Here is a 14,116-nt window from a genome sequence, read left to right on the forward strand (position 1 = left end):
CCTGACGCGGCTGGGAGAAGGCGCACGATCAAGCCGGAAACGCCAGCCTAATGTCGCCGCATGCCACCCGCTCCGCCCATGCCGCCGAACGCGTGCATTCCGCCGAATTCGCGATGCGCGCCGACCGGGAACGCGCCATGGTGAAAACCGGCGCCGATCGGCAGGCCGAAGCGGCGATGTTCCATCCCGTTGACGTGAACGACCTGATCGGCGTGATGGAAATGGTGGAAGCGGTGGAAACGATCGATGAAGACGAAGCCCACGCCCGCGCCGATGAAAAGCGGCGGCCCCCAGTACCACAGGTCGGCATACGGATAGTCCACCGCCGGATACCATAGAACACTACCGTCGGGACTCTGCACGAACTGCCATGTGCCATCGTCCTGCAGGCACGCACGCCCCACGATTTGCTGCTCCGTGCCGTCGATGTTCGCTCGCGCGACGACCGCACGGCAGTTCGCACTGTCGTCCGCCAGATCGTCGTACGTTTGCGCAAAGACCGCCACGGAACAGCCGAGACAGACGAACCCTATCCCGGATCGAAACAAGTTGCACATGATCGGCTCCTGCCTGATTGCCCCCGACCACTCGATCGCGTGGCGCCGCTGGCGGCGCCCGACACATCGGATTGCTCGCACACGATTCACCACGCGGCGGCAACGCGCCGCCGCTTCGTACAGGGTCTCCTGCCGGCTAAACGATGCGGCGCGCCCGCTTATTCCAGGGGTCTGGTGCGATTGAGCAACGCGGAAACCTTCAACAGTCGATGCCGCGGTTGACGTCCGGTTCAGCGCGTCGCGAAGCGGTAGGCGGCCGCCGCCGTGATCCCGAACACCAGATGGGCCACCAGCGTGATCGCACCACGGACCGGAATGAACCACGGGAAGATCGCGGTGAAGGCGTACAGGTTGACGGCGTACAGGATGAGGCCGAACGCGCCGCCCGCGAGCAGCGCGGACGCGAGCGACAGGGTGCGGATCGCTTTCGCCAGCACGGCCGCATAGACGAGCGACAGCACCAGATGCACGAGGGTCGCCACCGCCATGACCAGCGGATCGAAGCCGGCGGATGCGCCAAGCACGCGGCGCCCCATCACGATGGCCGCCGTGAGGCGTGCGTCGCGCAACAGGTTCCCGATCGCGTCATCGCCGACGATCGGCCAGAGCAGCAGCTCGACGACGGTCGAGCCGACCGCCGCACCGAACGCCGCCCAGAGAATCGGGACGACACTGGCTCGTTTCAATTGGCGCCCCCAATCGCGACCGGCCGAGGCATCGAAGCGGCGTGCACCCCACCCGCTCCGGCGCCGGTCGTGCAGCGTGTGCCCGCGATACCGAACCGGGCGGCCACGCAACCTTACGAAACCCGTTCGCAATCCGTCCAGTAAGCGAAAGGATCGCGATGCTTCGGATAGTTTTCGTCCAGCCATTTCAGCAACGTCGCCCGCGCATTGTCCATGTCGGCTTTCAGCGACGAAGTCGTCAATTCATGCACTTCGATGGACTTTTCGCGATCGACCACGAAGCAGTTCCAGTCGGGGCCGTCCAGATCCGGATCGTCGGACGCCTTCGACGACTTGCCCCAGCCGAGCCCCTTGCGGGCGTCGATGTAGTACCGCGGATGCACTTTCAGGTACGACATCTCGCCGCCCTGCAGGCTGCTCTCCGCGCGCAGCACGTCGTGTCCGTCGACGATCTGCGTGACTTCCGGAAGCCGGCGCGCTCGCCATCCGGCAGGCAGCGTCGCGATGGCCTTGACGCTGTCGTACATCCCCCACTCCAGCCCCCACGCTTCGGCCATGCGCTTCATGAATGCGTCCGCATTCGGATAGCCGCGCAACTGGATCCGGGTCGACAGCGTGACTTCGATACCGCCGCGCCCGCCCGTGCCGGCGGATGCCTCGTCTGCGCTCGCTTCAAACGGATTGCCCGGACGTGACGCGCGCGTCGCATCCGCGGGCGCCATGCCCGAAAACAGCTGGTCGAGCGCGGCACGCGCTTTCGACGACTTGTCCGGCTTGTTCATTGTTGACCTCGCTTGCATCCGAACGGATGCATGCATTCTCGATTTTCGTTCATCTCTCTACCTCATCGTTTTCGCGGTCGCATTGTCGTCGATCCGGCGGCGCCGGCCTAGTGTTTCGAATCGCACACCACGTCCTTCGCACCAACCGGCCCGCCGTGGCGGGCCGCCACGGCCATGCCGGCTAGCCGCCGGCCGCCACCGCCGCCCGCATCCGCTCCATCAACGCCAGCACCTCCGGCCGATTCTCCCCCTTCGCGTGCACGAAGTAATACCTGAGCACCGAATCGACCTCGTGCCGGCTCACGCGCACGAGATCGCTGCGCTTGAGATAGGCATCGGCAAGCGGTACGCGCGCCAGCGCCACGCCGAGCCCTGCCTCGGCCGCGGCCAGCACGAGGTTGTAATCCTCGAAACGGCGATCCTGTGCGCGCGGCTTGAACGGCACGCCCAATGCATCGAACCACGTGCGCCAGCCGGTCACATCGGAATCGTGCAGCAACGGCATGTCGAGCAACGCGGCATCGCCGCGCCGGCGGCGCTCCGCGGCCAGTTGCGCGGCGAGCCGCGGATGCGCGACCGGATAGAGCCGCTCCGGCATGAACGCACGGGTTTCGAGCTGGCGCCAGTTGCCGCGCCCGTACCGGACCGACAGGTCCGCTTCGCCGCCGGCGATATCCACGTTGCGCAGATCGATGCCGAGTTCGATCCGCAACGCGGGCGCCTCGCTCTCGAGTGCATGCTGCCGCTCGAACAGCCACAGCTGCGCGAACGCCGGCACCACGCTCATCCTGACCAGTCGCGGCGCACGCGGCGAGCGCCACTGATCGGCCGCACTGTCGATGATCGCGAACGCCTGCTCGATCCGGCCGACGAAGCGCTGCCCGTCCGGCGTCAGGCGCACGCCGCGCGCATGACGTTCGAACAACCGCAGGCCGAGCCAGTTTTCAACGGCGGCCACCCGCCGGCTGATCGCGCCGTGCGTCACGCCCGACACGTCGGCCGCGGCCAGGAACGAACCCTCGCGCGCGACCGTGCACACCGTCTCCAGGCTCGCGAGCGGCGGCCGCGAACCCGGCGCCGGCACGGCGGAGGGCAACGCCGCCGGGCCCCGCTTCGCGCGGACTGAAGCGCCGGTCGGCCGCCGGCTCGAGCTGTGAATCATGGTCATATCCGCATGCTGGTCTGTGCGCTAGCTTAACATCTCGCCACGCCGCATCATCGCCGCATGAACACACTCTCCACACCGTCGTCGCGCGCTGCGCGGCAGCCGCTGGTCGCGGCCGGCGCGGTCGCCTTCACGATTGTGTCGTGGGCGTCCGCTTTCCCGTTCATCCGGATCGGCCTGCATGGCCTGACCCCGCTGCAGCTCGCGGCGGCGCGTTTCGCCACCGCGACCGTGCTGATCGTCGCGTGGTGGGTAGTGCGGCGGCCGCGCATGCCGACACGGCGCGACGCGCTGCGCTTCCTGCTGTGCGGCTTTCTCGGCATCGCGCTCTACAACGCGCTGCTCAATACCGGCGAGCAGACCGTGTCGGCCGGCGCGGCGAGCTTCATCGTGAACACCCTGCCGATCTTCACGGCACTGCTGGCCGCCGTGTTTCTCGGCGAGCGCTTCAATCGCTGGGGCTGGCTCGGCTCGCTGGTCAGCCTCGCCGGCATCGCGGTGATCGCGTGCGGGCAGCCGGGCGGCCTCGTCCTCGGCGCGGGCAGCACGCTGATTCTCGGCGCGGCCCTGTGTTCGGCCAGCTATTTCGTGCTGCAGCGGCGGCTGATTCCGGTCTACGGCGCGCTGGCCTGCACCGCCTACACGCTGCTGGCCGGCGCGCTGCTGCTTACGCCGTGGCTGCCGGGCGCGCTCGTGGCGCTGGGCAGCGGGTCGCGCGACACGACGCTGGCCGTCCTGATGCTCGGCATCTTCCCTGCCGCGCTGGGTTACGCGACCTGGACCTTCGCACTCGGCTACTTCGGCGCGGCGCGCGCCGCCAACTTCCTCTATCTGACGCCGGCGGTCGCGACGGCCCTGTCGATGGTGCTGACGGGCGAGCAGCCGGGGATCGAGACGGTGTGCGGCGGCCTGCTGGCGATTGCCGGTGTGATCTTCGTCGCGTTGCGCGGACGCGCTTAGGAGCGATGCCGCATCGGCCCGGCACGGTCGGCCCGATGATCGCGCAAGCGAGCCGGTCGGGACGAACCCCGGCATCTGCGAAGCCGATCGTGCGGCGCCGGTTGCCGACTCGCGCCAGTTCGTCAACGCCGCCGGACTTGACCGTTAGTTGCGCTCAAACGAGGACACCCATTCCGATGAAACATGGCCGTTCAACCGGATGCTCAATCGCAACCGTCCAAACTGTGCAGACAAATCGACCGAACAGTTCCGGATTGACCGTGCATCAGTGTCCATGGCTTCGTCCCGGCCGCCGGCCGAATAATGGATGCGGCCGTAAGGCCGTCGACAGCGAATCGCAGCCTGTGGCGTGCCGCGGCGCACGATTTCCGGCATCCGGCGCCCTCGCACTTGGGGCGCCAGTCGTACCGTCGAGCAATTCGCTGCAGCGCGCAAAATCGGCTTCATATATATTCATACGAATTGCACGCTGTCAGGCCCCGGCCGGCCCGTTCACCCGGGCGTCACGCCGGCGGGCAGGACGCGATGCAAGTGAAGCCCATGATGGGTATGGAGACTCGTCCGATCGCCCCGACCTCGCCGTCGGCCGGTCGAGACGTCAATAGAAAGATCATTCAAATCGGAGATGGCAGATGGAACGAAGCACTGTCGGCATGCGCTGCAAACCCCTGATCACCGTTGCACTGGCTGCCGCCGCGTTTGCGGCCGCGTCGAGCGCGATGGCTGACCAGGTCGTCAAGATCGGCAGCGTCGAACCGACGACGGGCGGCATCTCGCACCTCGGCAAGGACAACGAGAACGGCGCACGCCTCGCGGTCGAGGAAATCAATGCGAAGGGCCTGACGATCGGCGGCAAGAAGATCACGCTGCAACTCGATGCGCAGGACGACGCGGCCGACCCGCGCCAGGCCACGCAGGTTGCGCAGAAGCTGGTCGACGACAAGGTCGTCGCCGTCATCGGCCACCTGAACTCGGGCACGTCGATCCCGGCGTCGAAGATCTACAGCGACGCGGGCATCGTGCAGATCTCGCCGTCGGCCACGAACCCGACCTACACGCAGCAAGGCTTCAAGACGACGTACCGCGTGGTCGCGACCGACGCGCAGCAAGGCCCGGCGCTCGCGAGCTACGCACAGGCGAAGGGCGTGAAGAGCGTGGCGGTGATCGACGATTCCACCGCGTACGGCCAGGGCCTCGCGAACGAGTTCGAGAAGAAGGCGAAGGCGCTCGGCCTGAAGGTGCTGTCGCACGACGCGACCAACGACAAGGCCGTCGACTTCCGCGCGATCCTGACGAAGGTCAAGGGCGAGAACCCGGACGCGATCATGTACGGCGGCATGGACGCAACCGGCGGCCCGCTCGCGAAGCAGGCGAAGCAGCTCGGCCTGCGCGCGAAGATCCTGTCCGGCGACGGCGTGTGCACCGACTCGCTGGCCGACCTGGCCGGCCCGGCGGCCGACAACGTGCTGTGCTCGCAGGCAGGCGCTGCGCTCGAGAAGATGCCGGGCGGCGCGGACTTCCTCGCGAAGTACCAGAAGCGCTTCAACCAGGGCATCAAGTTCGATGCGCCGTTCGCGTATGACGCGGTCTACATCGCGGTCGACGCGATGAAGCGCGCGAACTCGACCGACCCGGCGAAGATCCTCGCAGCGATGCCGGCGACGAAGTACGAAGGCGTGATCGGCACGACGACGTTCGACGCGAAGGGCGACCTGACGCACGGGATCATCTCGATCTACGGCTACAAGAGCGGCAAGAAGACCTTCCTCGACCAGGTGAAGATGTAACCCGACGCGGCGCCGGCACGACGGGAACGCCACCCGTCGGCGCCGGCGCCGCGCGGGCCGATTTCTGATTCACGGAGACGAAGCATCATGTGTGCAATGGCGTATGCGGAATTTCAACAGGAGTTGAAGAAGGCACAGTTGACGGCGCGCGAGTTCGCCCGCCTGATCCGGATGAACGAAAGTTCGATCACGAATTATTCGAGCAAGGGCACCGTCCCGTCCCACCTCGCGGTCATCGCGAAACTGATCGGCACGCTGGCCGCGCACGAGATCGATTTCCGGCGCGTGATCCGGCAGATGCGGATCGAACCGAAACGGCCGCGCGGCGTCGGCGTGTTCCCTGCGGCGGACAAGCCGCGTTCCAGAAAGACGGCGAAAGCCGACGCCTGAGCACAGGCACGCGTCGACAGCGGCACAATGCTTGCCGCCCGACGCAGGAAAGAAGTCATCTCACGGGCACCGCGACACGCGACGCCCGGTCATCCCCCCGCCGCCCGCACGTGATCGAGCAGCGCCTGCAACGGGTGGCGTACCTGCTTCGAAGACATCCGCTTCACCTGGCTGCGGCATGAATAGCCGGTCGCGAGCGCCTCGCCTTCCATATCCGCCGCATCGACCTGCGCCGCCCACGACTGCGCATAGATCGTCTTCGACGTCTCGAGATTGCGCGCCTCGTGCCCGTAGGTGCCCGACATCCCGCAGCACCCGGTCGCCTGAACCTGCAAACGCAGCCCGCGTCGCGCGAACACCTGTGCCCATTGCTTGCCGCTGTCGGGCGCATTGGTCTTCTCGGTGCAGTGCGGCAGCAACCGGTAAGAACCGGCGACGCGCGGCACGCTGTCCGTGGCCGCTTCCGGCAGCGCCTGCAGCAGCCATTCCTGCGGCAGCGCCACCTTCGGCACATCGGCGAGCCCCGTCACCTTCAGGTATTCCTGCCGATACGTGAGCGTCATCGCCGGATCGAGGCCGACCAGCGCGACACCCGAGCGCGCGAGTGCCGCCAGTTGCCCGGCATTGCGGATCGCCGCCTTCTCGAACGCCCGCAAAAAGCCTTGCACGTGCAGCGCCTTGCCGTTCGGTGCGAGCGGCGCGAGCCACACCTGAAAGCCCGTGCGCGCCGCCAGCTCGATCAGCGTCGCCAGCTGCTCGGTATCGAAATAGCGCGTGAACGTGTCCTGCACGATGACGACGCTGCGTGCGCGCTGCGCGTCGCTCAACGCGGCGAGCGCCTGCGGGTCGGCCGGCTTCACGCGCCATTCGCGGATCACGGCCGCGAGATCGAAGCGGCTCAAGAGCGGGCTGTCGACCATGCCGACGTGCCGCTCCAGCAGCGTGCGCACCCAGCCGGCGCGCATCAGCCCGTTGTACAGCGCGGGTACGCGCGCCATCCACGGCATCGTGAATTCGAGTGAGCCGATCAGGTAGTCGCGCAGCGGCCGCAGGTAGCGCTGGTGATACAGCTCGAGAAAGCGCGAGCGGAACTCGGGCACGTTGACCTTGACCGGGCACTGCCCGGCGCACGATTTGCAGGCGAGGCATCCGGCCATCGCGTCGTACACCTCGTGCGAGAAATCGGCCTCGCCGTTGCGCGCCGCGCGGCTGTTGCGCCAGCGCACGGCCAGCCCGCGCAGGAACGGCTGCCGCGCGCGCGCCGCCGCGACGACGTCGACGCCGGCCTGCCCTTGCAGGCGCAACCACTCGCGCATCAGCGACGCACGCCCCTTCGGCGATTGCACGCGTTCGCGGGTCGCCTTCCACGACGGGCACATCGCGTCGTCCGGATCGAAGTTGTAGCACGCACCGTTGCCGTTGCAGTGCATCGCCGTGCCGTAGCTCTGCCACACACGCTCGTCGATCTGCCGGTCGTGGTCGCCACGCGTCGGCACTTCGTCGATCTTCAGCAGCCGCATCGTGTGATCCGGCGGCGTCGCGATCTTGCCCGGGTTGAACTGGTTGTGCGGATCGAACGCGGCCTTCAGTTGCTGCAGCGACGGATACAGCTCGCCGAAGAACGCCGGCGCATATTCGGAGCGCACACCCTTGCCGTGTTCGCCCCACAACAGGCCGCCGTGGCGCTGCGTGAGCTCGGCCACCGCATCCGACACGGGCCGCACCAGCGCCGCCTGCTTCGGGTCCTTCATGTCAAGTGCCGGCCGCACGTGCAGCACGCCCGCATCGACGTGCCCGAACATCCCGTATTGCAGCCCGTGGCCGTCGAGCAGCGCGCGGAATTCGGCGATGTACGCGGGGAGGTTCTCGGGCGGCACCGCGGTGTCCTCGACGAACGGCTGCGGGCGCGCCTCGCCCTGCACGTTGCCGAGCAGGCCGACCGCCCGCTTGCGCATCGCGTACACGCGCTTCACCGCATCGTCGCCGGCCGCGAGCGTGTGACCCAGGCGCTCCACGCTGGTATCGGTGCGCAGATGGTCGACGAACGCACGCACGCGTGCGTCGACGTCGTCGGCATCGTCGCCGCTGAATTCGATCAGGTTGATGCCGAGCGTCGGACGCGCGTCATCCTGCGGGAAATACTCTGCGACGCTGCTCCACACGAAGTCCTTCATCGCCAGCATCAGCACCTTCGAGTCGACCGTCTCGATCGACAGCGGCTGGTGCGCGAGCAGCGCGCGCGCGTCGCGCAGCGCGTCCATGAAGCCCGCATAGCGCACGTTGACCAGCACCGAAACCTTCGGGATCGGCAGCACGTTGAGCTTCGCCTCGACGACGAAGCCGAGCGACCCTTCGGCGCCGCACAGCACGCTGTTCAGGTTGAAGCGGCCGTCGGGTTCGCGCAGGTGCGCGAGGTCATAGCCGGTCAGGCAGCGATTGAGCTTCGGAAACTTCGCGTCGATCAGCGCCGCCTTGTCGTCGCTGATGCGCCGCGCGGTGCGGTACACCTTGCCGATGCGGTCCTGCCGCGCGCAGCGGCGTTCCAGCTCGTCGTCCGCGAGCGCGTCGCTGTGCAGCCGCTCGCCGCCCATCAGCACGAAATCCAGTTCCAGCACGTGATCGCGCGTCTTGCCGTACGTGCAGCTGCCCTGCCCGCTCGCGTCGGTGTTGATCATCCCGCCGACGGTCGCGCGGTTCGACGTCGACAGTTCCGGCGCGAAAAACAGCCCGTGCGGCTTCAGCGCCGCATTGAGCTGATCCTTGACGACGCCCGCCTGCACGCGCACCCAGCGGCGCTCGACGTCGATTTCGAGGATCCGGTTCATGTTGCGCGACAGGTCGACGACCACGCCGTCGGTCAGCGACTGCCCGTTGGTACCCGTGCCGCCGCCGCGCGCGGCCACCGCGACGTCGCGATGCGCGGGCTCGGCGAGCAGCCGCGCCAGCAGCCGGACGTCGTCCGCATGCGCGGGACAGATCACCGCTTGCGGCAGGCGCTGGTAGATCGAATTGTCGGTGGCCTGCACCGTCCGGTTCGCATGGTCCGCGCGGATTTCCCCGGCGAATCCGGCGGCCCGCAGCGCGGCGAGAAAGTCACGGTACGTATGCGCGGGCGGGCTGGCGGGGCGGGGCAACGAGGCGATCGACATGGGGCAAAGGCGCAGTGTGAGTGGGGCCGGCCGGTTCGCGTGTGCGGAAACATGATTTTTTAGCAAGTTTCCACACAACCGGGAATTCCAGTATCTTTGGAATTTCCGTGAGAAACAAACGAATTCTCCCCCGGCGAATATTGCATAAAACTCATGAATTACCGTCGCCTCACCCCGTCCATGTCGCTGCTGCTCGTGTTCGAGGCTGCCGCGCGGCATGAAAGCTACACGCGCGCGGCCGAGGAGCTGTCGCTGAGCCAGAGCGCGATCAGCCGGCAAGTCCAGACGCTCGAGGATCAACTCGGCGTGCCGCTGTTCCGGCGCGAGGGCCGCTCCGTGAAGCTGACCGAGGTCGGGCGCCGCTACTTCACCGAGCTGAGCGGCGCACTCGGGCGCATCCGCGGCGCGACGCTGCAGGCGATGTCCCACCAGGCGGGCGCCGGCACGCTGCGGCTCGCGACGCTGCCGACGTTCGGCTCGAAATGGCTGCTGCCGCACCTGCACGACTTCTACGCCGCGCATCCGGGCGTGACCGTGCACCTGCATTCGCGGATCGGCGCCATCGATTTCCTCAACGACGACCTCGATGCGGCCATCACCGTCGGCGCGGGCGACTGGCCGGGTTTGCACGCGCACCGGCTGTACAACGAGTTCCTGATCGCGATCGCACCGCCGGACACCGGCCGCCGCCGCAAGGCCGACGCGCATTCGCCGGCGTGGGCCGCGAAGCAGACGCTGCTCGGCGTGACGAGCAACCAGCAGGCGTGGGCCGAATGGTTTTCGCACTACCGGCTCGACCATCGGCAGATGCGCATCGGCCCGAGCTTCGAGCTGACGTCGCACCTGATCCAGGCCGTGCGGGCCGGGATGGGGATCGGGCTGGTGCCGAAGGTGCTGGTGGAGGACGAGCTGAGCCGCAACGAGCTCGTGTCGATCGGCGACGCGATCACCAGCCAGCGCAGCTACTACCTCGTCTATCCGCCGGGGAACGAGACGCTGCCATCGCTCGTCGCGTTCCGCGAATGGCTGCTGAAGTCGTGTTGAAACACGGCCGCCGGCATGCCACTCGGGTTCAGGTACGCCATTCGCCGAGAATCTGCTCGGCCAGGTAGTCGCACGGCGGCCGCGCGGACTGCGCGCTGCGCGCGAGCACGACTTCGAGTTCGCCCAGCGGCGGCAGCCCGTGGCTTTCCGACAGCTGCACGAGATGATCGGGAATGCAGCAGCGCGCCAGCGGCGCCACCGCGAGCCCGGCCTCCACCATGCTGAGGAGGCCGAGGTGGCTCGGGCTTTCGTACGACATCCGGTACGGGATCTTCCGCCGGTTCAGCGCCTTGACCGCCTGATCGCGCGCCATGCTGCCGCCGTGCGTGAAAAAGGCCACCGGCAGCGGCCGCTCCTCCCATACGTTGCGTTTCGGCGACCCGGCCCAGACGAGCGGTTCGAGCCGGATCAGCTCGCCGGTCACGCCCTTGATCCGCGTGAGGCACGCGAGGTCGACCGTGTTGTCCTTCAGCATCGGCACGAGCGCGCTGCTCGGCTGGCCGATCACGCGCACTTCCACGCGCGGATGCATCGCGGCGAACTTGCCGAGCACCTGCGGCAGCAGCGACGAAATGTAGTCGTCGGGCACGCCGATCGTCACGCGGCCGCGAATCTCCGGACGCACGACCGACGCCCATGCCTCGTCGCGCAACGCCAGCATCCGGCGGCCGTATTCGGCGAGCATCGTGCCGTCGCCGGTCGGCGTCACGTTGCGCGTGTCGCGGATGAACAGCGGCTTGCCGAGCGCGTCTTCCAGCGCCTTGATCTGCATGCTCACCGCCGACGGCGACCGGTGCACGGCCTGCGCACCCTGAGCAAACGATCCGGATTCCGCGACGACCACCACCATCGCGAGCACATCGAGGTCGAGCTTTTTCATCGTATTCAGAAAAACTGATCAATCGATTCAGTTTATCCCGTTTTACTGTTCCCCTCCACGGTCGGACAATGACTCCCGTCAGCCCTCACTTGTTGCAGGAATCATCAGACATGCATACGTCCGGATCGCTCTACGGATTTCTCGTCATCGGCGGCATGCTCGCGGTCACGCCCGGGCCAAACATGGTCTACGTGATGTCGCGCTCGATCGCGCAGGGCCGCACGGCGGGGCTCATTTCACTCGGCGGCGTGATGATCGGCTACCTGTTCTACATGTTCGGCGCGGCGTTCGGCATCACGACGCTGTTCATGAGCGTGCCCTATGCGGGCAGCGGGCTGGCCGTGGTCGGTGCGGCCTACCTGTTTTATCTGGCGTGGCAGGCCGTCAGGCCCGGCGGCCGTTCACCGTTCGAGGTGCAGGCATTGCCGAGCGAGCGGCCGCTTCGGCTGCTCGCGATGGGCGCGACGACCAGCGTGCTGAACCCGAAGCTCGCGATGCTGTTCATTTCGTTGCTGCCGCAGTTCATCGACTACCGGAACGGCAGCGTGCTCGGGCAATCGCTGTTTCTCGGCTCGCTGCTGATCACCGCATTCGCTTGCGCCAACGGCACGGTGGCGATCTGCTCCAGCAGCATCGCAAGGTTCCTGCACGGGCGCCCGACGCTGCTGCTCGCCCAGCGCTGGGCGATGGGGCTCATCCTCGGCGGGCTCGGCGTGCAGATGGTGGTCGATGCATCGAAGATGGCGGGTATGGCGTGACGTCCGCGCGCGAGGCCATGAAACGGAATCGGAATCGGCCGGCCGGCAGCGTCGCCGGCCGGCCGCCACGCCGGGAACCCGCCGCAGACGCGGCACGCGGCACGCTCACTTCGTCAGCAGCTCGGCCTCCAGCTCGCGCAAGCGCTCCGGAAACCGGACGCGCAGCACCAGGAACCACCCGAGCCCGATCGTCAGCAGCGCGACGAACACATAAGGCAGCCACGCATAAACGCCCTCCGGCACCGGATACACGCTGCCGGCCAGCGGAATTGCGAGCAGCACGACCGCAATGACGCTGATCGCCACATGCCGCGCGCGAAGCCGGCCCCGGCGACGCAGATAAAGCGGCGCGCCGATCGCCACCAGCACGTACGCAAGCAGCCAGCCATACGTCGCGATTGAGCTGAGATAGCCATACGAATCGAGCAGCGCGGTGCCACGCGCGGTGAATACCAGCGCGGTGGCCAGCGCCAGCACCGCGATCAGCGCCACCGCGACGTGCGGCGTCGCATTGCGCTCGTGCGCCTGGCCCGTCGACGCATGCAGCACGCCCTGCCGCCCGAACGTATAGACGATCCGCGCCGCCGCGTTGATCGACGAGAAGAACGCCGCGAAGAAACTCAACGCCACGCCCGCGTCGATCAGCACGCCGACCCAGCCGGCCCCGAGCCGATGCGCGAGCACCGCGAGCGGGCCGTCGACCCGGTCGAGCGACGGCGTCTGCCCGTGGAACGCGCTCACCATCCCGTACGCGCCGATCACGAACAGGATCGCCGGCCCGACGACGCTGATCAGCACCGCGCGCGGGATCGAGCGGAACGGGTCGCGCGCTTCGGCGCCGAGCACGGTCGCACTCTCGAAGCCCGTGAAGCTGAAGAACGCGAGCACCATCCCGAGCTGCAGCTGGGTCGGCTTCACGCCTTCGAGCGTCAGTTGCGCGCGATCGACCGGATGCCCGCCGAACGCGATCGTCCCGATCACGACGACGGCGATCAGCAGCAGCGTCGCGAGCTCGACGAACAGCGTGAAGCGCGTGGACAGCCGGATGTCGCGAAACGCGATGTACCACGCGGCGAACGCGGTGACGACCGTGAGCCCGAGCACCGCGCCGACCGGCGTCGCGCTGCCGAGCAGCCCCGTTTCGCGGCCGAGCACGAGGAATGTATTGATCGTCCCCTGCAGGATGCCCGCGGCGGCCACCGCATAGGCAATCAGCAGCGACCACCCGCAGATCGCGCCCCAGACCGGCCCGATGCCGGCCGACACGTACGCATACAGTGCACCCGGCGACGCCGAGTCGCGTGCGAACACCGAGATGCTCCACGACGCAAACAGCAGCGCGACGATCGCGAACAGGTACGCGAGCCACGTGCCGTTGCCGGCCGTCGCGAATACGGCGGGGATCAGCACGCCGATCCCGCCCGACACACCGACGAGGCCGATCGACTGCGCGATCAGCTCGGGCAGGCTCAGGTAATTACGCCGCAGGCCGCCTGCCTGCGGCACGGCATGCTGCGCGGGCAGTGCCTGCGCGGGGCTTGCTGGATGACTCATCGATTGACCTCGTCAGGAATGAAGCGGCGCCGCGTGCACACTGTCCGCCTCGGTGGCGTGATGCGCGTTCGCGGCGTACGCGTTACCGCACGGTGACCGTCACGAAGTCGATGGCCGACGTCACTGCGTTGCAGCCGGACAGCGGCGACAGGTCGCGGTCCGGATCGTCGTAGCCGCCGGCCCGGCCCATGGACGGCATGTCGTGCCGGCCGTGCTTCGCTTGCCAGGTCGACTTGCCCGGTGCGATCACCTTGGTCTCGGCCTTTTGGACGAAGATAAAAAAGGTTCATCGAGGATTACCGGGGAACGCGGCGCGGATCTTGAGGAAGAAGTATTCCTCGTCGCGGTACCCGTAAGCTCGACGCTTGATGACCTTGATGGTGTTGTTGATACCTTCGACGACG

14 protein-coding genes are annotated in these 14,116 nt (G+C 67.4%); 5 read left to right on the top strand and 9 right to left on the bottom strand.

Annotated elements, in window-relative coordinates; all coding sequences use genetic code 11:
- Positions 1–47: 47 nt before the first annotated feature.
- From HAV18_RS38865 to HAV18_RS38880, 4 genes are all read right to left on the bottom strand, one after another.
- On the bottom strand, positions 48–557 hold the full coding sequence (locus HAV18_RS38865; protein ID WP_166966192.1) for a hypothetical protein: 510 nt from the start codon (positions 555–557) through the stop codon (positions 48–50).
- Positions 558–787: 230 nt separating this feature from the next.
- The gene (locus tag HAV18_RS38870; RefSeq protein WP_166966162.1) at positions 788–1,243 is read right to left on the bottom strand and encodes a sodium:proline symporter; all 456 of its coding nucleotides are present in this window, start codon (positions 1,241–1,243) and stop codon (positions 788–790) included.
- Positions 1,244–1,356: 113 nt separating this feature from the next.
- A complete protein-coding gene (locus HAV18_RS38875; RefSeq protein WP_166966165.1) occupies positions 1,357–2,025 on the bottom strand; it encodes a nitroreductase in 669 nt (222 codons plus the stop codon).
- Between the two features lie 181 nt (positions 2,026–2,206).
- Positions 2,207–3,193: a LysR substrate-binding domain-containing protein gene (locus tag HAV18_RS38880; RefSeq protein WP_166966168.1), complete on the bottom strand. Its 987-nt coding sequence runs from the start codon at positions 3,191–3,193 to the stop codon at positions 2,207–2,209.
- A gap of 57 nt (positions 3,194–3,250) precedes the next feature.
- On the opposite strand from HAV18_RS38880, the gene HAV18_RS38885 reads away from it, so the two are divergent.
- From HAV18_RS38885 to HAV18_RS38895, 3 genes are all read left to right on the top strand, one after another.
- Positions 3,251–4,150: a DMT family transporter gene (locus HAV18_RS38885; protein WP_166966170.1), complete on the top strand. Its 900-nt coding sequence runs from the start codon at positions 3,251–3,253 to the stop codon at positions 4,148–4,150.
- 632 nt (positions 4,151–4,782) lie between these two features.
- Positions 4,783–5,937: a branched-chain amino acid ABC transporter substrate-binding protein gene (locus HAV18_RS38890; protein ID WP_166966172.1), complete on the top strand. Its 1,155-nt coding sequence runs from the start codon at positions 4,783–4,785 to the stop codon at positions 5,935–5,937.
- An 87-nt stretch (positions 5,938–6,024) separates the two neighbouring features.
- Positions 6,025–6,327 (top strand): XRE family transcriptional regulator, encoded by a 303-nt coding sequence (locus HAV18_RS38895; RefSeq protein WP_166966174.1) that lies wholly within the window; start codon positions 6,025–6,027, stop codon positions 6,325–6,327.
- 89 nt (positions 6,328–6,416) lie between these two features.
- Here the strand turns inward: HAV18_RS38895 and HAV18_RS38900 are convergent, their stop codons facing one another.
- Positions 6,417–9,476 carry an FAD-binding and (Fe-S)-binding domain-containing protein gene (locus tag HAV18_RS38900; protein ID WP_166966176.1) on the bottom strand — a complete coding sequence of 1,020 codons (3,060 nt, stop codon included), beginning with the start codon at positions 9,474–9,476 and terminating at the stop codon, positions 6,417–6,419.
- 153 nt (positions 9,477–9,629) lie between these two features.
- Here HAV18_RS38900 and HAV18_RS38905 point away from each other — a divergent pair, with 153 nt between their 5' ends.
- On the top strand, positions 9,630–10,520 hold the full coding sequence (locus tag HAV18_RS38905; protein WP_166966178.1) for a LysR substrate-binding domain-containing protein: 891 nt from the start codon (positions 9,630–9,632) through the stop codon (positions 10,518–10,520).
- A gap of 28 nt (positions 10,521–10,548) precedes the next feature.
- On the opposite strand, the gene HAV18_RS38910 is transcribed toward HAV18_RS38905, so the two are convergent.
- Positions 10,549–11,400, bottom strand: a complete 852-nt coding sequence (locus tag HAV18_RS38910) for a LysR substrate-binding domain-containing protein (RefSeq protein WP_166966180.1) — start codon at positions 11,398–11,400, stop codon at positions 10,549–10,551.
- Between the two features lie 110 nt (positions 11,401–11,510).
- On the opposite strand from HAV18_RS38910, the gene HAV18_RS38915 reads away from it, so the two are divergent.
- Positions 11,511–12,158, top strand: a complete 648-nt coding sequence (locus HAV18_RS38915; protein ID WP_166966182.1) for a LysE family translocator — start codon at positions 11,511–11,513, stop codon at positions 12,156–12,158.
- A 105-nt stretch (positions 12,159–12,263) separates the two neighbouring features.
- Here HAV18_RS38915 and HAV18_RS38920 read toward each other — a convergent pair whose 3' ends face one another.
- From HAV18_RS38920 to HAV18_RS38930, 3 genes are all read right to left on the bottom strand, one after another.
- Positions 12,264–13,712, bottom strand: coding sequence for an APC family permease (locus HAV18_RS38920; RefSeq protein WP_166966184.1), 1,449 nt, complete (start codon positions 13,710–13,712; stop codon positions 12,264–12,266).
- Between the two features lie 82 nt (positions 13,713–13,794).
- The gene (locus HAV18_RS38925) at positions 13,795–13,962 is read right to left on the bottom strand and encodes a hypothetical protein (protein WP_166966186.1); all 168 of its coding nucleotides are present in this window, start codon (positions 13,960–13,962) and stop codon (positions 13,795–13,797) included.
- A gap of 36 nt (positions 13,963–13,998) precedes the next feature.
- Positions 13,999–14,116: transposase (locus tag HAV18_RS38930; protein ID WP_166962788.1), on the bottom strand; the 118-nt coding region annotated here is incomplete at its 5' end.

The organism is Burkholderia sp. D-99 (genome assembly GCF_011605345.1).
Taxonomy (GTDB): Bacteria; Pseudomonadota; Gammaproteobacteria; order Burkholderiales; family Burkholderiaceae; genus Burkholderia.

Coding starts and splice junctions, on each gene's coding strand:
- HAV18_RS38910 (WP_166966180.1), bottom strand. CDS start 11,400: ATGAAAAAGCTCGACCTCGATGTGCTCGCGATGGTGGTGGTCGTCGCG.
- HAV18_RS38880 (WP_166966168.1), bottom strand. CDS start 3,193: ATGACCATGATTCACAGCTCGAGCCGGCGGCCGACCGGCGCTTCAGTC.
- HAV18_RS38865 (WP_166966192.1), bottom strand. CDS start 557: ATGTGCAACTTGTTTCGATCCGGGATAGGGTTCGTCTGTCTCGGCTGT.
- HAV18_RS38895 (WP_166966174.1), top strand. CDS start 6,025: ATGTGTGCAATGGCGTATGCGGAATTTCAACAGGAGTTGAAGAAGGCA.
- HAV18_RS38900 (WP_166966176.1), bottom strand. CDS start 9,476: ATGTCGATCGCCTCGTTGCCCCGCCCCGCCAGCCCGCCCGCGCATACG.
- HAV18_RS38905 (WP_166966178.1), top strand. CDS start 9,630: ATGAATTACCGTCGCCTCACCCCGTCCATGTCGCTGCTGCTCGTGTTC.
- HAV18_RS38885 (WP_166966170.1), top strand. CDS start 3,251: ATGAACACACTCTCCACACCGTCGTCGCGCGCTGCGCGGCAGCCGCTG.
- HAV18_RS38875 (WP_166966165.1), bottom strand. CDS start 2,025: ATGAACAAGCCGGACAAGTCGTCGAAAGCGCGTGCCGCGCTCGACCAG.
- HAV18_RS38920 (WP_166966184.1), bottom strand. CDS start 13,712: ATGAGTCATCCAGCAAGCCCCGCGCAGGCACTGCCCGCGCAGCATGCC.
- HAV18_RS38890 (WP_166966172.1), top strand. CDS start 4,783: ATGGAACGAAGCACTGTCGGCATGCGCTGCAAACCCCTGATCACCGTT.
- HAV18_RS38915 (WP_166966182.1), top strand. CDS start 11,511: ATGCATACGTCCGGATCGCTCTACGGATTTCTCGTCATCGGCGGCATG.